This window comes from Cellulomonas sp. PhB150 (assembly GCF_003755175.1).
Taxonomy (GTDB): Bacteria; Actinomycetota; Actinomycetes; order Actinomycetales; family Cellulomonadaceae; genus Cellulomonas.
Genome location: NZ_RKHX01000001.1, coordinates 1388039 through 1408846, shown reverse-complemented (window position 1 = coordinate 1408846; position 20808 = coordinate 1388039). Strand labels below are relative to the sequence as shown.

Sequence of the window (20808 nt, the reverse complement as noted above, 5' to 3'; positions counted from 1 at the left end):
TCGGGTGGACCCTCACTGTGCGTCCGCTCGTCGCGCGGCGCATCCGCACCGGACAATGGGCGCATGACCCCGCCGAACCCTGACCCGTCGCTCGTCGAGACCCTCCGCTCGGACCTCACCGCGACCGGCTACGGCGTCGTGGGCGTCGAGGAGCTGCTGGGTCCGGTCGCGGCGGACGCCCTGCACCGCGAGGAGCCCGTGCCGGCCCTCCGCAGGAGCGCCGCGAGCACGGACCCGCTGGCCGCACTGGTCCGCCTGTTCCTGCTCGGGCTCGCGGTGCCGAGCGAGCAGGTGCGCCGCGCCCTGCCGCGGCTGGGCGTCGCGGGGGCGGCAGCGCTCGGGCTCGTCGAGGAGTCGGGCGGCGAGGTCCGCGCCCTGGTCGACCTGCGGCCGTACACGGCGGCGGACGGGCACGGTGAGGTCGACTGGTGGATCGCCTCCGACCTCGGCGAGCTGGCCACCGGCCGCGCGCTGCGGACCGACCACGTGCTCGGCGTCGGCGGCGCGTCGACGACGTTGGCGCAGGTCACGGTCCGGTCCGAGGTCGGCCGGGTGCTCGACCTGGGGACCGGGTGCGGGATCCAGGCGCTGCACGCCAGCCGCCACGCGCAACAGGTCGTGGCCACCGACATCTCGCAGCGCGCGCTGGCGTTCACGCGGTTCAACGCGGCCCTGGCGGGTGTGGAGCTCGACCTGCGGCTGGGCTCGATGCTCGACCCGGTCGCCGGCAGCGAGCTCGACCTCGTCGTGAGCAACCCGCCCTTCGTCATCACGCCGCGGTCCGCCGACGTGCCCGCCTACGAGTACCGCGACGGCGGCCGGGCCGGTGACGCGATCGTGCGTGACCTCGTGACGGGGATCGGCTCGGTCCTGGCGCCCGGCGGCGTCGCGCAGATGCTCGGCAACTGGGAGGTCACGCGGGGCTCGTCGTGGGACGAGCGCGTGGGGCAGTGGATCGACGAGTCCGGGCTCGACGGCTGGGTCGTCCAGCGCGAGCTGCAGGACCCGGCCCAGTACGCCGAGACCTGGATCCGCGACGGCGGCACCACCCCGGACCGCGACCTCGACGCCTGGCGCACCCGGTACGGCGCGTGGCTCGACGACTTCGCGTCGCGCGACGTCGAGGCGATCGGGTTCGGGATCATCACGCTGCGCCGGCCGCCGCTCGGTGTCGCGACGATGCGCCGCCTCGAGGAGGTCACGGGCACGGTGCAGCAGCCGCTCGGCCCCGCGATCGCCGCGTCGCTCGCGGCGGAGACGTGGCTCTCCTCGTCGTCCGACGAGGTGCTCGCCGCCGCCCACCTCGTCGTCGCGCCCGACGTCACCGAGGAGCGCTACCTGACGCCCGGCGCGGTCGACCCGCAGGTCGTCCTGCTGCGGCAGGGCGGCGGTTTCGGGCGCGCGGTGCAGGCCGGGACGGCGCTGGCCGGGTTCGTCGGCGCGTGCGACGGAGACCTGTCCGCGGGGCAGATCGTCGGCGCGCTCGGGGCCTTGCTCGGCGTCCCGGCGCAGGACGTCGCCGCGGACGTGCTGCCGAGCGTGCGCGGGCTCGTGCGCGACGGGCTGCTCGTCGTCGCGTAACCGCAGGTCACACCCTCACAGCCTGGTCATAGGTTCCTGATACGCCTCCACCAGGTGGCCTCCCTAGGTTCTGGCTCAGATCGCCACCAGGACCGTGAGGGAGAGCATGCGCGCGCGTTGGAGAAGGACCCGGCCGTGGGCCCGGGTCGTCGGAGCAGTCGTCATCCTGGGGCTCGTCGCCACCGGTGCCTGGTGGGTGTGGTGGCGTCAGCCCGCGTCCGCCGAGGCGCAGGGGCCGACCACCCGGACGGTGCAGGCGAGCCTGTCGACGATGGAGAAGACCGTCTCGGGCACGGGCACCTTGGAGCCGACCGTCCAGGAGGACGTGAGCTTCGCCGTCTCGGGCACGGTCACGAAGGTCAAGGTCGCGGCCGGTGACACGGTCAGGAAGGGCCAGGTGCTCGCGACGGTCGACACGCTGACCCTCGACGCGGACCTGCTCTCGGCGAAGTCCACGCTGGCGCAGGCGAAGGCCAAGCTCGCTGACGCCGACGACGCAGCCGATGGCACCGACTCCTCGGACGCGCAGATCGCCGCGGCCCAGGCGCAGGTCGACGTGGCGCAGGCCGGCGTCGACGACGCGAAGGACGCCGTCGGCGACGCCGTCCTCGAGGCGCCCGCCGCGGGCCTGGTCACGACGGCCGACCTCGAGGTCGGCGACGTCGTCACCGGGTCCTCGTCGAGCGGCTCGAGCGGAGCGGGCAGCTCCAGCGGCGGGGCGTCCGGCAGCAGCCAGCCCTCGAGCCAGTCGAGCACCTCGACGACCACGAGCACGGGGCAGTTCGTCATCGTCGGCACCGGCGCGTGGCAGGTCGCGACGACGGTCAGCGAGGCCGACGTCGCGAACGTCGCCGCCGGTGACCAGGTCGAGATGACGTCCGACGACCTCTCCGACACCCTCTACGGCACGGTCGCCTCGGTCGGGCTCGTCTCGACGAGCACGTCCGGCGTGGCTGCCTACCCGGTCGTCGTCGACGTCACGGGCGACACCGCCAAGCTCCACGACGGCACGAGCGTCGACGTCTCGATCATCTACGAGCGCCGCACCGACGTGCTCACCGTCCCGGCCCTCGCGGTGACGACGGCCGACGGCGCCAGCACGGTGACCGTGCAGGCGACCGACGGCACGCAGAAGAAGGTCACCGTGAAGACCGGCGAGACCTCCGGCAACCTCGTCGAGATCACCGACGGGCTCGCCGAGGGCGACGCGGTCGTCGTGCAGACCTTCCAGGCCGGCACCGGCAACCGGCAGGGCGGCCAGACCGGTCAGACCGGTCAGGTCCCCGGCGGCGGCGACTTCCCGGGCGGGTTCCCGGGCGGAGGCAGCTTCCAGGGTGGCCAGGGCACGGGCCAGGGCGGTCCTCAGGGCGGTGGCACCAATGGCTGACGTCTTCGACGCGTTCCCGTCCACGAGCACGACGAGCACGACGAGCACGACGAGCACGGCGCTCGCCGAGCCCGGCTCCCCGGTCATCGAGCTCGTCGGCGCCCGCAAGACCTACCGCACCGGCAGCATCGAGTTCGAGGCGCTGCGCGGCATCGACCTGCGGATCGAGCAGGGCGAGTACGTCGCGATCATGGGCCCCTCGGGGTCCGGCAAGTCGACGCTCATGAACATCATCGGCTGCCTCGACACGCTCACCGAGGGCGACTACCGGCTGGCCGGCGACGACATCGCCGAGCTCGACGAGATCGACCTGGCCCAGATCCGCAACCTGCGCATCGGCTTCGTCTTCCAGCAGTTCCACCTGCTGCCCGCGCTGTCCGCGTGGCGCAACGTCGAGCTGCCGCTCATGTACCGGCAGGTGCCGGTGGGCGAGCGCAAGGCGCGCGCCGCGGCCGCGCTCGAGCGCGTCGGGCTGGGCGACCGCGTCGCCAACCGGCCCGGCGAGCTGTCGGGCGGCCAGCAGCAGCGCGTCGCGGTCGCCCGTGCGCTCGTCGGGGAGCCGGACCTGCTGCTGGCCGACGAGCCGACCGGCAACCTCGACTCGCAGTCGACAGCGGACGTGCTGGGGCTGCTCGACGAGCTGCACCAGCAGGGCCGCACGATCGTCCTCATCACCCACGAGCTCGAGGTCGCGCAGCACGCGCGGCGCATCGTGTGGGTGCGCGACGGGCTCATCCAGTCCGACGAGGTGATCGACCGGTGAGCTGGACCGAGACACTCCGGACCGGCCTGGCGGCCGTCCGGTCGCACGGCCTGCGCTCCGCGCTGACCGTGCTGGGCATCCTCATCGGCATCGCCGCGGTGATCCTCACCGTCGGCCTCGGGCTCGGGACGCAGAAGGACGTCAGCGCGCAGATCAGCTCGCTCGGCTCCAACCTGCTGATCGTCACGCCCGGCAGCAGCACCGGCACCGACGGCGTGCGCGGCGGCTTCGGCTCGGCAGCCACGCTGACCCGGGCGGACGCCGAGGCGCTCGCGTCGCGGACCAACGCCCCCGACGTCTCCGCGGTCGCCCCCGAGAAGACGACCTCGACCAGCCTCGAGGCGAACGACACCAACTGGACGACGTCGGTCACCGGCACCACGGCCGACTGGCTCGACGTGCGCTCGCGCGAGCTCGAGAACGGGCGGTTCCTCACCGCCGCCGACGACACCGACCGGGCTGACGTCATCGTGCTCGGCTCGGAGACGGCCACGGAGCTGTTCGGGACGACGAGGGTCGTCGGGCAGTCCGTCACGATCGGCGACGACGACTACCAGGTGGTCGGCGTCCTCGCGGCCGAGGGGGCCAGCGGCTCGGAGGACCTCGACGACATCGCGCTCGTCCCGCTGTCCACGGCGTCCGAGCAGCTCGTCGGCGGCAACGCCCGCAACTCGGTGTCCACCATCTACGTGCAGGCGGCCTCGACCGACCAGCTCTCCGCGGCCAACCAGGAGACGACCAACCTCCTGCTCAACCTGCACGGCATCACGGCCACCGACTCGGCCGACTTCACGGTCAGCTCGCAGGACGCCCTGGTGTCCACGGCGACCGCGGTCTACCGCACGCTCACCGTGCTGCTGACCGGCATCGCTGCCCTGTCCCTGCTGGTCGGGGGCATCGGCGTCATGAACATCATGCTCGTCTCGGTCACCGAGCGGACGCGCGAGATCGGCCTGCGCAAGGCGCTGGGCGCACCGCCGTGGGCGATCCGCCGGCAGTTCCTCGTCGAGGCGTCCGTCCTCGGCCTGGCCGGCGGCGTCATCGGTGCCGGGCTCGGCATCGTCGCGGCCCACGTCCTGCCCGGGCTGCTCGACACCTCGATCGTCGTGTCGGGCGCGGCCGTGGCCGGGTCCGTCGTCGTGGCCGTCGGCATCGGGCTCGTGTTCGGCGTCTACCCGGCCACCCGTGCGGCCCGCCTCACCCCCATCGACGCGCTGCGGTCCGAATGACCCGCGCGGCCTCCACCACACCCAGGAGCTCCACCATGTCTCGAACCCGTCCCCTCCTCACGCTTGCCGCGCCCCTCGCGGTGGCCGCGCTCGTGCTCGCCGGCTGCTCCGGCGGGTCCGACGCCGCCGAGCCCGCCGCGTCCGCGTCCGCGTCTGCCCCCGCAGCCGCGAACGGCAACGGCGGCACCGCCCCGGGAGGCGGGCAGAGGGCTGGCGGCGGCACGAGCGGCCAGATCGCCCAGGTCGGCGACGCGACGCTCCAGGTGCGCGACGACGATGGTCAGACGACCGTGACCTGGACCGACGACACCACGTTCTCGGCGACGACGGCCGGCACGCTGGCCGACGTCACGGTCGGCTCGTGCGTCACCGCGATCACCGGCGGCGCGCCCGGGGGCTCGGGGGCGACGGACGGGAGCACCGCAGACAGCGCGGGCACGGCAGCCGACGCCGCCGCGACCACGGTGACGATCACGGCCGCGACCGACGGGGAGTGCACGACCGGCTTCGGCGGCCGCGGTGGCGGGACGCCGGGCGACCGACCCTCGGGCGCCCCCACCGACATGCCGACCGGGGGTGCGGCACAGCCCGGAGACGCCCCGACAGGCGCGGCAGGCGGTCGCGGCGGGTTCGGCGGCCTCGGTGGGTTCACCACCGGCAAGGTGACCGCGGTCGACGGCTCGACCCTCACGATCGACGCCACCGGCCAGGACGGCACCACGACGAGCAAGACGGTCACCGTCGACTCGTCGACCACGTACTCGGCCACCGCGAAGGCCAGCGCCAAGGCGCTCGTCGTCGGCGCGTGCGCCGCGGTGCAGGGCAAGGCGGACGACAAGGGCGCGGTCGCCGCGACACGGATCGTCGTCTCGCAGGCCACCGACGGCACGTGCAGCACGGGATTCGGCGGCGGGTTCGGCGGCCGCGGTGGCCAGGGCGGACCCGCGCAGGGCGGCCAGGACGACACGAGCACGCAGGGGTCGGCCGATGCCTGAGCCCACCCGGCCCAGCGCCGCCGTGCGTCGCCGCAAGCGGCGTCGCCGCATCGCGGTCCTCGTCGTCGTGGCGGTCGTCGCGGTGACCCTCGTCGGCGGCGGGGTCGCGCTCGCGGCCGGCCGCGAGGACGGCGAGCACTACCGCACGGCCACGGCCGCCCTCGGCTCTGTCACGCAGCGCGTCGACGCGGTCGGCACCGTCAGCTCGGCCGAACGCCGCGACGCGGCGTTCTCGGTGGCCGGGACGGTCTCGAAGGTCGACGTCGCGGTCGGCGACTCCGTCGAGGCGGGCGACGGGCTCGCCTCCCTGGACGCCGGCGACCTGCAGGGCGACGTCGACGACGCGACCTCCGCCCTCGCGGACGCCAACCAGCAGCTCTCCGACGACCTCGACTCGCAGACGTCGACGAGCACGACGAGCACGACGACGGCCACCGGCGCCTCGGTCTCGTCCGGGGCAGCGGCCGTGGCCCCCGCCGCGTCGACGAGCGCGGCTGTCGTCTCGAACGCCGCGTACGTGACGACGAGCGTGACGACCGCCGCCACGAAGCCGGTGGCGCAGCCCTCGGCGAGCCCGAGCACCGGCTCGTCGGGCCTCGACAAGGCCCTCGCCGCGGTGCACGACGCGCAGGACGCGCTGCTCGCGCAGTACGACACCACGACGAAGGAGCTCACCGCGAGCGGCGACGCGGTCGACGCGTCGACCGCGGCCTGCACCGCGTTCCTCGCCGTCACCACGACGTCGGGCGCCGCGACGACCGGCGACGTCCTGACCATCACGCCGGGGACCGCCGCGGCGGCCTCGGCGGTCAAGGTGACCGGCGCGGGCGCCGGGAGCGACCCGGTGCAGGTGCGGCTCGCGTCGAGCGGCGCCGTGCTCACCGAGGTCACGCCGAAGGACGGCGCGTTCACGGTGGGCGTCGTGCTGCCGGCCGGCACGAACGCCGGCAAGGACGCGCTGCAGCTCACGAGCGGGGACGGCACGGCGATCTCGTCGACCGCGCTGACCGTGACGGCCGCCGGCGACGGGTCCGTCGCCGACGCGCTGGCCGACTGCCAGGCCGCGATCGGCGACGCGCTCGACGCCGCGACGACCGTGGGCGACTCCCAGACCAGCCTCATGGCGCTGGCCAAGGACCTGGACGCGGCGGTGACCGCGTACGCGAAGGCGGTCGCTGCGGCGGGCGGCTCGGGCACGCCGTCCACCCCGACGACGCCCACGACGCCCAGCCAGCCCTCGGGTCAGCCGTCGGGCCAGCCGTCGGGCCAGCCTTCCGGCCAGCCGACCGCGCCGAGCGACCACGCGACGCAACCGGCGGCACCGACCGACGGCCGCACCGGCACGGGCACCACGGGCGGCACGGGCACGGGTGGGACGGGTACCGGTGGGACCGGCACCCAGGGCGGCGGCGGTCAGGCGACGACGCAGGCGGCCACGGCCGCGGACGTCGTCGCCGACCGCGCCGCGATCGACCTCGCGCAGGCCGACCTCGACATCGCCACGAGCAAGCTCGCCCTGGTGGACCTCACCAGCCCCATCGCGGGGACGGTCGCGGCGGTCTCGATCGCGAAGGGCGACACGGTCTCGGCCTCGTCGACCACGGCCGTGATCACGGTCCTCGGGTCCGACGGCTACACGGTCACCACGTCGGTGCCGCTCGGCTCCATCGACGTGGTCGCGGTCGGCCAGCCGGCGGACGTCACGGTGCGCAGCACGGACCAGAAGCTCACCGCGAAGGTCTCGAGCATCGGGGTGCTGGACGTGTCCACGTCCTCGACGCCTGCGTACACGGTCGACCTGGCGCTGGACCCGACGGACGTGCAGCTGTACGACGGCTCGTCGGCCCAGGTCCTCATCGAGGTCGCCGGCGGCGCGAAGGTCCTCACGGTGCCGACCTCCGCGGTGCACGTCGACGGCTCGGCGACCACGGTCCAGGTGCTGAAGGACGGCAAGGCCTCCTCGGTCACCGTCGAGCGCGGCGCCGTGGGCGCCGAGCTCACCGAGATCACCTCGGGCCTGAAGGCCGGCGACGAGGTGGTCCTCGCGGACCTGACGGTGTCGATGGACTCGGGCGCCGACTCCACGAGCGGCGGGCTGTCGGGCCTCGGCGGGTCGACGACCGAGGCACCAGGCGGCGGGTTCCCCGGTGGCTTCCAGGGCGGCGGCAGCTTCCAGCGCGGCGGCGACCGCGGCTGATCTGTCCATCCCGGCGAGGCCGGGGCTCATGGCGCCGCCCGCGTCGGTAGGCTCGCGGGCGGCGCCAGTGTCGGCGCGTCGAACCCCTGACGTGAAGGACGCACGACGATGAGCGAGCAGCAGGACCAGGCGGGCGCCCAGGTCGCCGTGCTCGGCGGTGGCGTCATGGGGGAGACCCTGCTCGCGGCGCTGCTCGCCTCGGGGTGGTCGCCGCAGCAGGTGGAGGTGACCGAGCAGCAGGTCGCGCGCGCCGACGACCTGGCCGGTCGCTACGCGGTCCGCACCGGAGCGCGCAACGCGACCGCCGCGGCCCGCGCCGACGTCGTGCTGGTCGCGGTCAAGCCGCAGGTCGTGGGTTCGGTCCTCGACGAGATCGCGCCGGTGCTGCGCGGCGGCACCCTGGTGGTGAGCGTCGCGGCGGGACTGCCGCTGTCCTTCTACGAGCGGCGCCTGCCGACCGGCACCCCCGTGGTGCGCGTCATGCCGAACACCCCGGCCGTCGTCGGCGAGGGAGCGTCGGCGATCGCGCCGGGCGCCGCGGCGGGCGAGGGGCACCTCGTGCTCGTCGAGAAGATCCTGTCCACCACCGGCCTGGTCGTCCGCGTCGCCGAGAAGGACCTGGACGCGGTCACCGCGATCTCGGGCTCCGGGCCCGCGTACGCGTTCTACCTGATCGACGCGATGGCCGAGGCGGGCGTGCTGCTCGGGCTCCCGCGGGACCTGGCCACGAAGCTCGCGGTCGCGACGGTCGAGGGCTCGGCGGCCCTGGCCGCGCAGAGCGGCGACCACCCGGTGGTCCTGCGCGAGCGTGTCTCCTCGCCCGGGGGCACCACGGTCGCGGCGGTGCGCGAGCTCGACGCGCACGGCGTGCGGGCCGGGATCGTGGCCGCGGCCCAGGCCGCGGCGGACCGCTCACGCGAGCTCGGCTCGCAGTACGCCGGCTGATCGCCGTGGAGATGCCCGCGCGCCCACCGGCGATGAGCGACGTCGCGCTGCACGCGGGCGTCTCGCACCAGACCGTCTCCCGCGTGCTCAACGGTCACCCCAGCGTCCGCGCCGAGACCCGCGACCGCGTGCTCGAGTCCATCGCGGCCCTCGGCTACCGCCGCAACAGCGCGGCCCGTGCGCTGGTGACACGCCGCTCGGACACCCTGGGTGTCGTCACCCCGGCCACCGCGCTGCACGGCCCGACGAGCACGCTCGTGGGCTTCGAGGAGGCCGCCCGTGTGGCCGGCTGGTACGTCTCGGTGGCCACCGTCCGGCAGGTCGACGCCGAGTCGATGCGCAGGACGGCCGAGCACTTCCTCGACCAGGGCGTCGACGGCATCGTCGTCATCGCCCCGACCAACGAGATCGCGCAGGCCGTCGCGGGCCTCGACTCGCCCGTGCCGATCGTGATGATCTCCTCGACCCCGGACGTCCCGCCGGGCCGGCACGTGCACGCGGTCGGCGTCGACCAGCGCCAGGGTGCGCGACTCGCGACCCGGCACCTGCTCGACCTGGGCGGACCGGTGCTGCACGTCGCCGGCCCGCAGGACTGGTTCGACGCCCAGGACCGCCTGGCCGGCTGGCGCGAGGAGTGCGTCACCGCCGGCATCGAGCTCCTCGCTCCCGTCGTCACCGGCTGGCGCGCCGACGACGGCTACGCGATCGGCCGGCGGCTCGTCGAGAACGGCCTCCCCAGCGCGATCTTCGCCGCGAACGACCAGCTCGCGCTCGGCCTCGAGCACGCCTTCTGGGAGGCCGGCGTCCGGGTCGGCCAGGACGTGGCGCTCGTCGGCTTCGACGACGAGGCGGGCTCGTCCCACTACGCCCCGCCGCTGACCACCGTGCGCCAGGACTTCGCCGAGCTCGGCCGGCTGGCCACCTCGGTCATGCAGGCCGCGCTCGACGGCGGCCCGAGCGAGCGGCACGTGCTGCCGCCCGAGCTCGTGGTCCGCGCGAGCTCCACGCGCGCCTGACGCGAAACCTCTGGTCGGGTCCCGCGTGGCTTCGTCATGCCCGAAGGTTCGTCTTCACCGAAAAGACCGAAACCCATTGCCATAGTTGCTCGACGCCTGGAACACTGCGGATCACGCCCAATCTCACCGTCGAGAGGTGTCCATCGTGGATCGCCGTCCAGTCGCGCGCTCGTTCCCGCCGCGAGCTGCTTTCATCGGAATGGCAACGGTTTCGGCCTTGGCCCTGGCAGCGCTGGTCCCCCCGGGGGCGGCGGCGGTGCCGGGCGACGAGGTTCCCCAGACGACCATCGGCTACCCCGCCTTCAAGGGGTCGGCCACGCCCGTGCCCGAGACGGGCGTCGCGTACGCCCCGGGGAGCTACCTGAGCAAGGTGTTCGCCCAGGACGTCGCCGCAGGCGCCGGCACCACGCCGGGCAACGACTTCTGGATCGACCGGATGCTCGCGCGCACCGGCCCGATGTACGACGCGACGGAGGACCTCGTCGCGTTCACGCGCGGCCGGGCGGTCTTCATGAAGACCCACACCCCCACCGGCCTGGGCTGGCGCGGCGACACCGCGTACGGCGAGACCACCGGCAAGGGCGACGCGTTCGCGTACACCGTGCAGGTCGACGGCGCGAACGTGACGATGACCGAGCAGTCCGCCCAGCGTCGCCAGACGCCCAGCTACTTCTCCAGCGTCTTCACCGGCGGCGGCATCACGCTGAAGCAGACCAAGTTCATCACCGACGCCAACGTCATGGTCGCGAACATCGAGGTGAGCGGCGCCGGCGCCCACTCGGTCAAGATCACCGCCACCTCCCCGCACGTCACGCAGGCCGACGGTGACGAGCTGACCGGCACGCTCGACGCGTTCAACAAGATCACCACGCTCTACCCGCGCCTGTCGGGCGACGGCTTCACGGCGTCGGGCACGTCGCTCACGCGCACGCTGGCCGTCCCGGCCGGCGGCTCCGCGACCACCAAGCTGCAGCTCGGGTTCATCACCGACGAGATCTCCGAGTCCGCCACGCAGTACGAGGACTACCGCGCGCTGACGCCCGCGCAGGCGTTCACCACGCAGGTCACGGCCTACAACCAGTGGTGGGTCGACAACCTCGTCTACCTCGACACCCCGGACGACAACATCGACAAGACGCTCTTCTACCGCTGGTGGCTGATGCGCTACAACTACCTCGACGCGGACATCCCGGGCAACGACTACCAGTTCCCGACGTCCATGGAGGGCGTGCTCGGGTACAACAACGCGATCGTCCTCACGGTCGGGATGTTCATCGACGACCTCAAGTACTTCCGCGACCCGGCCTACTCCTACGGCCCCGCGGTGTCCGTCGGCGAGACGTCCAAGAGCGACAAGTTCACCGACAACCCGGGCGACCCGGCCAACTGGAACAACAGCTACACGGAGTACATCACCGAGGCCGCCTGGCGGGCCTACCAGCTGCACGGCGGGCCGGCCGCGATCGGCTCGCTGCTCGCCAAGCACGGCGAGGAGGACGTCGAGGGCCTGCTCAAGGCGTACGACTCCAACAAGAACAACCTGCTCGAGTACAGCTGGGGCGCGATGACCGGCAACGACGCCGACGCCGTCTCGTTCCACTGGACCGGTCACGGCACCAACATGGACCGCACCGAGAGCGCGTACCTGTACTCGAACGCCAAGGCGGCCGCGGACTTCTACCGCACCGCCGGCGACACCGCGGGTGCCGAGCGCATGGACGCGTTCGCCGACGACGTCCGCACGGCGGTCATCGACCTGCTCTGGGAGGACGCGAAGACCACGACCGACGCGGTCGGCCTCAAGGGCAACCTGCTCAAGCACCGCATGACCAGCGACGGGACCCTGAACCCGTACAAGGAGATCAACAACTACTACCCGTTCACGGTCGGCCTGATGCCGAAGGTGGGCGACGCGGACTACGACCCCAAGTACGTCGAGGCGCTGCGGCTGTTCGCGGACGCGGACCAGTACCCGGTCTTCCCGTTCTACACGGCCAACCAGGTCGACAAGGCGGCGTCGCCCGAGCAGGGGTCGAACAACTTCTCGGTCATCAACTCGACCGTCTCCTTCCGGATGCTGGCCAGCGTGCTGCGCGACTACCCGTCGGAGTACGTCACGAAGGACATGTACAAGCAGCTCCTGTACTGGAACGCCTGGTCGCAGTACCAGAACAACGGTGACAACCGGCTGCCGAACCAGAACGAGTTCTGGTCCAACGGCTCGGCCGCGGACGGCGGCTCCATCGGCTACCGCTCCTGGATCCACCACACCATCCTCGGCGCGACCAACTTCACGGTCATCGAGGACGCGATGGGCTTCCGCTCGCGCGACGACGACAAGATCGAGCTCGACCCGATCGACATCGACTGGCCGTACTTCACCGCCGACAACATCCGGTACCACGACAAGGACGTCACGGTCGTGTGGGACGAGGACGGCACGCACTACGGCGCCGACGTCCCCGCCGGCTACTCCGTGTACGTCGACGGTGAGCGGGCCTTCACGGTGAGCGACCTCGCGCACGTCGTCTACGACCCCGCCACGGGCGAGGTCACGCTGCCCGACGGCGGCGCGACGGTCGTCGAGAACGTCGCCTCGGACCTCGAGGCCGCGTCCGACGTCCGCTTCGCCGACGACTCGCGCGTCGTGGACCTGTTCGCCAAGGCGGGCACGGACATCGAGACGGCGACGACCGGCTCGACCGACCTCGCGCAGGGCAAGCCGGTCACGGCCAGCTTCACGACGACGGGCCGCGCCGCGGCCGGTGCGGTCGACGGCTCGACCGCGAACGAGCCCTTCTGGGGCACGGCCGGCTCGCCGAACGCGACCGACACGCTCGTCGTGGACCTCGGCGCGCAGCAGGCGATCGACGACATCCGGCTCTTCTTCTACCGCTCGTCCACGACCGCCACGGTCGCCGGCTACGCGGCACCGGAGAACTACGGCCTCGAGTACGACGACGGCGGGACGTGGAAGCCCATCACGGACCAGTCCCGGGCGCCGGTCTACTCCTCGGCCAACGCCAACCACGTCCGATTCGGCGAGGTCACGACGAGCAAGGTGCGCCTGACGGTCAAGCACGCCGCCGGCATGCGGACCGGCGTCAAGGAGATCCAGGTCTTCCGCACCGGGGCCGACGCGCCGGCCGCCACGAACGCGGCGCCGAAGGTGCGCGCCGCGCTCGACGCGACGTTCTCTCAGCCCTCGCAGGTCCGCATCATCGGCTCGGTCTCCGACGACGGCCAGCCCGCGCTCTCGTTGAGCTCGGCGTGGTCCGTCGTCTCGGCCCCCGAGGACGGCGAGGCGATCTTCGCCAGCCCGAACGCGGCCACCACGGTGGTCCAGTTCACCGCCGCCGGCCGGTACGTGCTGCGGCTGACGGCCGACGACGGCGAGCTCAGCTCGACGCGCGACGTCACGGTCGACGCCGTGGTCGGTGCCGCCGACAAGGTCAACGTGGCGCCCGACGCCACCGCGACCGCGTCGCAGGTCACCAGCTGGAACCGCGTCTCGGCGATCAACGACGGCAACGCGCCGTACCCCGTGTCGGCGGAGACCGACGCATGGGCCACGTGGGGCCGCCCGGCCGCCAACAACGCCTACACGGCGACGCTCACCTGGGCGCAGCCGCAGCGCGTCGACGAGTCGAAGATCCTGTTCCACAGCAACGGCGCACCGGACGGCATCCTGCCGCCCTCGTCGTGGAAGCTCGAGTACCTGCACGCCGACGGCACCACGTGGTCCGAGGTGCCGAACCCGAGCACGTACCCGACGGTGCCGGGGGTCTTCAACTCGGTCACGCACGGCTCGGTGACCACCAAGGCCCTGCGCGCGACGCTGGTCCGCAACGGGGTGTCCTACCCCGGCATCATCGAGTGGCAGGCCCTCGCCGAGGCGCCCGCGTCGGTCGAGCAGCCGTCGGTGCGCACGGCGACCGGCACCGCGCCGGTGCTGCCCGAGCAGGTGGAGGTCGTCTACGCGGACGGCTCCCGTGCCCAGGCGGCGGTCGACTGGCAGGACGTCGACCCGGCCCAGTATGCGGCAGAGGGACGGTTCACCGTCCTCGGCTTCGTCGGCGGCTCCACCGAGCTGACCCGTGCCACGGTCTGGGTCCGCGACGTGAGCGCGGTCCAGGTCAACACGTTCGTGGCCGCCACGGCGACCACGGTCAAGGGCACCGCCCCGCAGCTGCCCGCCCGGGTGGTCGCGACCTACAACGACGGCGGTGAGGCGTCGCTCCCGGTGACCTGGGACGACGTCGACCCGACGTCGTACGCCACGACCGGCACGTTCGAGGTCGAGGGCACCGTTGCCGGCACGGACAAGCGGCCGGTCGTCACGGTGACCGTGGTCGCCTCGTCGGCGTCCGCGCCGGAGGTCACGCTCACGACGACTCCGGCGCTGCCGGACTCGGAGTGGTTCGCCGGACCCGTCCAGGTGGCGGTCACCGCGACCGACTCCGAGGACGCCGACCCGGCGATCGAGATCGAGGTCGGCGGCACGTGGGCGCCCTACACCGGGCCCGTCACGGTCTCGGCCGAGGGCAGCAGCACCGTCCGCGCCCGGGCCACGGACGACGACGGCCTCGTCTCGACCGTCCGCTCGCTCGTGATCGCCATCGACACCGTCGCACCGACGGTCACCGCGTCCTTCGACCCGGCGACCCGCCGGCTCACGGTCGCGGCCGTCGAGGGCGGCTCGGGCCTGGACTCGATCCAGTACAAGGTCGGTGACGGCGCCTGGCAGACCTACGGGTCGGCGGCGACGGTCGTCGGTGCGGCGGACGTGTCCTACCGGGCCACCGACGTCGCCGGCAACGTCTCGGCGGTCGGCCACCTCGCGGTGCCGGCTCCCGAGCCGGGACAGTCGGTCAACATCGCGCCCAACGCGACGGCGACCGCGTCGGCCACCACCACGTGGAATCGCCCGGCGGGCATCAACGACGGCGCCGACGCCTTCCCCGTGACGAACCAGGCCACCGCCTGGGGCACGTGGGGCCTGGCGGGAGCGACCCAGTGGGCACAGCTCACCTGGCCCGAGCCGGTCACGACCGACACGAGCCGGCTGCTCTTCCTCGACGACGGGGGCGGCGTGCTGGTCCCGACCGACTGGACGCTCGAGTACCTCGAGGCCGACGGCACCACGTGGACCCCGGTCCCGAACCCGAGCGGGTTCAGCACGACGGTCGGCGAGTACGACGTGGTCACGCACGACCCGGTGACGACGACCGCGCTGCGGGCGACGCTCACCAAGCCCACGTCCGCGTACGTCGGCATCGTCGAGTGGCAGGTCCAGGACGTGCCCGCCGCCCAGGCGGTCGTCACGGTGCCCACCGGCGCCGTGCTCGCCGGCAACGGCTTCCCGGTCACGCTCTCCGGGGCCACGCCCGAGACCGACTACGTCGTGACGCTGAGCCCGGGCGACGCCGCCCTGGGGACGCTGCGCACCGACGAGGACGGTGCCGGCATGCTCCTGACGGCCGCGCTGCCCACGAAGCTCGCCACCGGCGAGTACACGGTGCGGCTCACGGCCGGCGACGAGGTGCACGAGGCGACGCTGCACGTGCAGGCGGTCACCCTCCCGCCCGTGCAGGAGAAGGTCGTGGCCGGCACGGTCGCGATCACCGGGACCGCGAAGGTCGCCAGCCCGCTGCGGGCCACGGTCTCCGGCTGGGGTCCCAGCGGCATCGCCTACGCCTACCAGTGGTTCGTCGGCGGCTCGATCGTCTCGGGAGCCGACGGCGCGACGTGGACGCCGCGGGCCGGTGACGCCGGCAAGGTCGTCACCGTCCGGGTGACCGGCTTCGGGGACAACCTCGTGGCTGCCTCGAAGGTCTCCGCGGGGACCGCTCGGGTCGCGCTCGGCACGCTGAAGACCGGCAAGGTCGGGCTCTCGGGCACGGCCAAGGTGGGCAAGAAGCTCGCGATCACCACGTCGGGCTGGCCCACGGGGGTTCGGCTCTCCTACCGCTGGCTCGTCGACGGGAAGGTCGTGGCCGGTGCCACGGGTGCCTCGTTCACGGTCCGCGGCGCCGACGCGGGGCACCGGGTGCAGGCGCAGGTCCGCGGCGCGGCCGCCGGGTACGCGACCACGGCGTGGGTGTCGTCGGCGCGGTCCGCGAAGGTCGTCGCCGGGGCGTTCGTCGCCCCCAAGCCCGTGATCAGCGGGACGGCGAAGGCCGGCAAGACCCTCAAGGTGAAGGTCGGGTCCTGGTCGCCGACCCCGACGACGGTCCAGGTCCGCTGGTCCGTCGGCGGGAAGGTCGTCAAGGGCGTCACGGGGACGAGCTACAAGGTCCGCGCGGCCGACAAGGGCAAGAAGATCACCGTCACCGTGACCGGCAAGCGCGCCGGCTACGTCACGAAGGCCGTCACCTCGAAGGCCGTGACCGTCAAGCGCTGACCAGCAGCCGGGCCCGTCCGCCGCACGTGCCGGCGGGCCCGGCGACCCGCATCCCCTCATCGACGAACAAGGTGGTTCCTCGTATGACCCGCACGCACAACCGCCGGGCCGGGCTCCTCGCCTCGGCGCTCGGCGCGACCCTGGTGGCCTCGCTGCTCACCGCCCTCCCGGCGGTGGCGGCCCCGACCGACGTGACGTTCCACTCCGACGGCAACCCGATCCTGGGCGACGGCTCCTACTACTCGGCCGACGCGGCGCCCCTGGCGGCCAGCGACGGCACGCTCTACATCTACGCCGGGCACGACGAGGCGGCGCCGCAGCAGGCCGGCTTCGAGATGCACGACTACGGCATCTTCTCGACCGACGACGTCGCGAGCGGCGACTGGACGCTGCACAAGGACGCGCTCGACCCCGACGAGGTCTTCTCCTGGGCGACCGGCGACAACGCCTACGCCGGCCAGACGGTCGAGGGCCCGGACGGCAAGTTCTACTGGTACGTGCCGGTGCAGTCCGACGACACGACGGTGCCCAACGCCATGGCCGTCGGCGTGGCGGTCTCCGACAGCCCGGTGGGTCCGTGGACGGACGCGATCGGCAAGCCGCTGCTCACCTGGACCGACGTGTTCGGCACGAGCGCGAACGGCCAGGAGGTCATCGACCCGCACGTCTTCGTCGACAGCGACGGCAAGGGCTACCTGTACTGGGGCTCGTGGAGCGTCGCGCGCGTGATCAGCCTCGCGCCCTCGCTCACGGCCACGACCGGCTCGATCACGACCCTGAGCGGCCTGACGGGCTTCTACGAGGCGCCGTGGGTGTTCAAGCGGAACAGCACCTACTACATGCTCTACGACTGGAAGCAGGGCGGGAGCGCGTGCACCCCGTCGAACTACCAGGCGTGCATCGGGTACGCGACGGCGACCAGCCCGACCGGCCCCTGGACCTACAAGGGCATCATCCTGGGCGGCACGTCGGCGACGACCGTGCACCCCTCGATGCTCGAGCACGAGGGCCAGTGGTACATCACGTACCACACCAAGGACGCTGTGAACGGTGGCCACTTCCGCCGCTCGGTCGCGATCGACGAGGTGAGCTGGGACGGCGACACGATCCTGCCGGTCACGCCCACCCGCGCCGACGACCCGCGCTTCTGGCTGACCACGAACGTGGCCCGTGAGGCGACGCCGGCGGCCTCCTTCACCGAGCAGCCGCCCATGCGCCTCGGTGCCCTCAACGACGGCCGCGCGACCACCGCGCTCCTGCCGCCGGACCAGTGGGGCAACTACCACGGCACGACGAGCACGATCGAGTCCGACTGGGTCTCCTACCAGTGGGACGCGCCGGTGCGGACCGGCTCGGTCGGCATCCAGTTCCACCAGGACGGCAACTGGATCCGCCCGCCCGCCTCGTGGAAGCTCGAGTACCTCGACGCGGCCGGCGACTGGCAGCCCGTGCAGGGCGCGACGTACCCGACCTCGGTCAACGCGTGGAACACCGTGACCTTCACGCCGGTCACCACGACCGCGCTGCGGGCCACGTTCACGGGCCGGGCCGAGGGCGCGTACTACCACTCCGTCTCGGTCTCCGAGTGGGAGGTCTACGGCGTCGTCCCGACGAGCTACGCGCCCGTCGCGGTCGCCACGAAGCCCGGTGTCGCCCCGGCGCTGCCGCAGGCCGTCCGCGTCACCGTCGACGGCCAGTCCCTGTGGGCGCCCGTCACGTGGCGTCCCGTCGCCGCCTCGTCGTACGCGGACGAGGGCACGTTCGAGGTGGAGGGCCGGGCGCTCGGCTACTCGTCGGGCTACGTCACCGCGACCGTCACGGTCGACGACGACGCGACGACCACCCCGCCGGCCGACACCGCGGCCCCCGCGGTCTCGATCGCGCTCTCCGGCACGCAGGGCGGCGACGGCTGGTACTCCACCAACGTGGTGGCCCGCGTGGCCGCCGACGACGCGGTCGACTACCGCACCACGATCTCGACCCAGGTCGGGGATGCCGCCTGGGTGGCGACGCCCGACGTCCGCTTCAAGGACGTCACGGTCTCGGCCTCGGGGTCGACGACCCTGCGCGGCAAGGCGCAGGACGCGGCGGGCAACACCTCCGCGGACGTCACCCGCACGGTCAAGATCGACAAGGTCGCCCCGACCGCGCAGGCGCAGCTCGACGCGGAGGCGCGCTCCGTCGCCGTCACCGCGTCGGACGCGCTCTCGGGTGTCGGTTCGATCCAGTACCGGTTCGACAGCGACCCGACCTGGACGACGGTCGCGGCGGGCACGGCCGTCCCCGCGCCCGACGCCCTGCCGCACCTGTTCGTCTACCGGGTGCTGGACGTCGCAGGCAACGCGACGACCGGCTCGGTGCAGATCCCGCTCGGCTCGGGTGCCGCACTCACCGGCAACCTCGCGCCGTACGCCACGCCGACGACGTCCTTCGCGTCCGGCTGGGCACCCGCCAAGGGGATCAACGACGGCACGGGTGCCGTGCTCGGCACCGACGCGGGCGCGATCGGCGCCGGCTGGGGGACCTGGCCGCAGGTGGGCGAGCAGTGGGCCCGCCTGACCTGGGCGTTCGACGTCACGGCCGACACGGTCGGGGTCTGGTGGGACCAGGACTCCGACGACTCGGCGAACGCGGGCCTCATCGCCCCCGCCAGCTGGGTGGTGCAGTACCTCGACGCCGACGGCACCACGTGGCGCGAGGTCACGCTCGACGAGGGCAGCACCTACGCCCGGACCCGCAACGCCTACGTCCCGGTGCACTTCGCGCCGGTCACCACCCGTGCGCTGCGCGTCCTCGCCCAGTCGTGGGGGCAGGCCGAGGCCGGTGGCTCGATCGGCATCCGCGAGCTGCAGGTCGTCGCGGCCGACCCGGTGGTCGGGGGAGTCGTGCCGCTCGCGCCGACGTTCACCGACGCGACGGTCTGCACCGCCGGCTCGCCCGAGCAGGCGTCGATCACGGTGCCCGAGGTCGAGGGCGTCGTCTACCGGCTCGACGGTGAGGTCGTCACGGGGACCGTCGAGGTCGCCCCTGACGCGCAGGTGACGCTGACCGCCGAGGCGGCCGACGGGTACTCCCTCGAGGACGGCGCGACGAGCACGTGGTCGCACACGTTCGTCGCCCCCGACTGCCCCGTCGAGGACGTCGTCGTCGCCCCCGTGGCGCCGGTCGCGACGCCCGCGTCGTGCGTCGCCGGGGAGGTCGTCGACGGCGGACTGACCGTCCCGGCGGTCACCGGCGTGCGCTACACGGTCGACGGCGAGGTCGTCACGGGCTCCGTGGCGGTCGACGCGGGCGCGACGGTCTCCGTCGTCGCGCGGCCCGAGGCCGGGTACACCTTCGACGGTGCGAGCCGTGCGGTCACCTACGCGTTCGCGTTCCCGGTGCCCGACTGCACGCCGGCCCCCGGGCTCGTCGTGCCGGGGACCGTGACGGTCACGGGAGCCGCGAAGGTCGGCAGCGTGCTGACCGCCACGGCCGCCGGGTGGACGCCCGCCGAGACGCGGATCGCCTACCAGTGGTCCGCCGACGGTGCCGCGATCGCCGGTGCCACCGGCCGCACGCTGAAGCTGACCGCCGCCCACCTCGGCGCGGCGATCACCGTCCGCGTGTCCGGCTTCGGCGACGGTCTCGTCGGCGCCTCGGTCGGGTCGGCCGCCGTCGGACCGGTGGGACCCGGTGCGCTGGCCGTCGGCAAGGTCGGTCTCGCGGGGACGGCGAAGGTCGGCGCGAAGCTGACGGCGTCGGCCACGGGGTGGCCGTCGGGTGCCAAGCTCGCCTACCGCTGGCTCGTGGACGGGAAGGTCGTCGCGGGAGCGACGGCCACGTCGTTCACGGTCCGTGCCGCCGACGTCGGCAAGCGCGTGCAGGCCCAGGCACGCGCGTCGGCCACGGGGTACGTCACGACGGCGTGGGTGTCGTCGGCGCGGTCCGCCAAGGTCGCCGCGGGGTCGTTCGTGGCCCCCAAGCCGGTGATCAGCGGGACGGCGAAGGCCGGCAAGACCCTCAAGGTCAAGGTCGGGTCGTGGTCGCCGACCCCGACGACGGTCCAGGTCCGCTGGTCGGTCGGCGGGAAGGCCGTCCCGGGTGCGACGGGCACGTCCTACAAGGTCCGCGCCGCGGACAAGGGCAAGAAGGTCACCGTCACGGTGACGGGCAAGCGCTCGGGCTACACGACGAAGGTGGTCACGTCCTCCAGCGTGACGGTCAAGCGCTGACGCCCGAGCGCTGAACGAGGGCCGCGGGTCCGGAGCTGGTGGCAGCCGGCTCCGGACTCGCGGCATCTGATGACCTGC

10 protein-coding genes are annotated in these 20808 nt (G+C 73.2%); all 10 read left to right on the top strand.

Going from position 1 to position 20808, the window contains the following annotated elements; translation table 11 throughout:
- Positions 1-63: 63 nt before the first annotated feature.
- The 10 genes from EDF34_RS06440 to EDF34_RS06395 all read left to right on the top strand — a co-directional run bounded on the left by EDF34_RS06440 (position 64) and on the right by EDF34_RS06395 (position 20730).
- A complete protein-coding gene (locus EDF34_RS06440) occupies positions 64-1581 on the top strand; it encodes a methyltransferase (RefSeq protein WP_123370420.1) in 1518 nt (505 codons plus the stop codon).
- 106 nt (positions 1582-1687) lie between these two features.
- Positions 1688-2968, top strand: coding sequence for an efflux RND transporter periplasmic adaptor subunit (locus EDF34_RS06435; RefSeq protein WP_123370419.1), 1281 nt, complete (start codon positions 1688-1690; stop codon positions 2966-2968).
- Entirely contained in the window at positions 2961-3731 is a 771-nt protein-coding gene (locus EDF34_RS06430; RefSeq protein WP_123370418.1) for an ABC transporter ATP-binding protein, read from the top strand. The genes EDF34_RS06435 and EDF34_RS06430 overlap by 8 nt, the downstream gene beginning before the upstream one ends.
- On the top strand, positions 3728-4960 hold the full coding sequence (locus EDF34_RS06425; RefSeq protein WP_123370417.1) for an ABC transporter permease: 1233 nt from the start codon (positions 3728-3730) through the stop codon (positions 4958-4960). The genes EDF34_RS06430 and EDF34_RS06425 overlap by 4 nt, the downstream gene beginning before the upstream one ends.
- A gap of 35 nt (positions 4961-4995) precedes the next feature.
- The gene (locus EDF34_RS06420) at positions 4996-5955 is read left to right on the top strand and encodes a DUF5666 domain-containing protein (protein ID WP_123370416.1); all 960 of its coding nucleotides are present in this window, start codon (positions 4996-4998) and stop codon (positions 5953-5955) included.
- Positions 5948-8152 carry an HlyD family efflux transporter periplasmic adaptor subunit gene (locus EDF34_RS06415; RefSeq protein WP_123370415.1) on the top strand — a complete coding sequence of 735 codons (2205 nt, stop codon included), beginning with the start codon at positions 5948-5950 and terminating at the stop codon, positions 8150-8152. Before EDF34_RS06420 ends, EDF34_RS06415 begins: the two co-directional genes overlap by 8 nt.
- A 108-nt stretch (positions 8153-8260) precedes the next feature.
- Complete coding sequence (gene proC, locus EDF34_RS06410; RefSeq protein ID WP_123370414.1) at positions 8261-9097, top strand: pyrroline-5-carboxylate reductase; 837 nt, start codon at positions 8261-8263, stop codon at positions 9095-9097.
- 32 nt (positions 9098-9129) lie between these two features.
- The gene (locus EDF34_RS06405) at positions 9130-10113 is read left to right on the top strand and encodes a LacI family DNA-binding transcriptional regulator (protein ID WP_123370413.1); all 984 of its coding nucleotides are present in this window, start codon (positions 9130-9132) and stop codon (positions 10111-10113) included.
- A gap of 217 nt (positions 10114-10330) precedes the next feature.
- A complete protein-coding gene (locus EDF34_RS06400) occupies positions 10331-16516 on the top strand; it encodes an Ig-like domain-containing protein (protein ID WP_123370412.1) in 6186 nt (2061 codons plus the stop codon).
- 83 nt (positions 16517-16599) lie between these two features.
- Positions 16600-20730 carry a family 43 glycosylhydrolase gene (locus tag EDF34_RS06395; protein WP_123370411.1) on the top strand — a complete coding sequence of 1377 codons (4131 nt, stop codon included), beginning with the start codon at positions 16600-16602 and terminating at the stop codon, positions 20728-20730.
- Positions 20731-20808 lie beyond the last annotated feature (78 nt).

Bases quoted from the DNA above. Each gene is read 5' to 3' on its own strand.
- EDF34_RS06440 (WP_123370420.1), top strand. From the start codon at position 64: ATGACCCCGCCGAACCCTGACCCGTCGCTCGTCGAGACCCTCCGCTCG.
- EDF34_RS06435 (WP_123370419.1), top strand. From the start codon at position 1,688: ATGCGCGCGCGTTGGAGAAGGACCCGGCCGTGGGCCCGGGTCGTCGGA.
- EDF34_RS06430 (WP_123370418.1), top strand. From the start codon at position 2,961: ATGGCTGACGTCTTCGACGCGTTCCCGTCCACGAGCACGACGAGCACG.
- EDF34_RS06420 (WP_123370416.1), top strand. From the start codon at position 4,996: ATGTCTCGAACCCGTCCCCTCCTCACGCTTGCCGCGCCCCTCGCGGTG.
- EDF34_RS06415 (WP_123370415.1), top strand. From the start codon at position 5,948: ATGCCTGAGCCCACCCGGCCCAGCGCCGCCGTGCGTCGCCGCAAGCGG.
- proC (WP_123370414.1), top strand. From the start codon at position 8,261: ATGAGCGAGCAGCAGGACCAGGCGGGCGCCCAGGTCGCCGTGCTCGGC.
- EDF34_RS06405 (WP_123370413.1), top strand. From the start codon at position 9,130: ATGAGCGACGTCGCGCTGCACGCGGGCGTCTCGCACCAGACCGTCTCC.
- EDF34_RS06395 (WP_123370411.1), top strand. From the start codon at position 16,600: ATGACCCGCACGCACAACCGCCGGGCCGGGCTCCTCGCCTCGGCGCTC.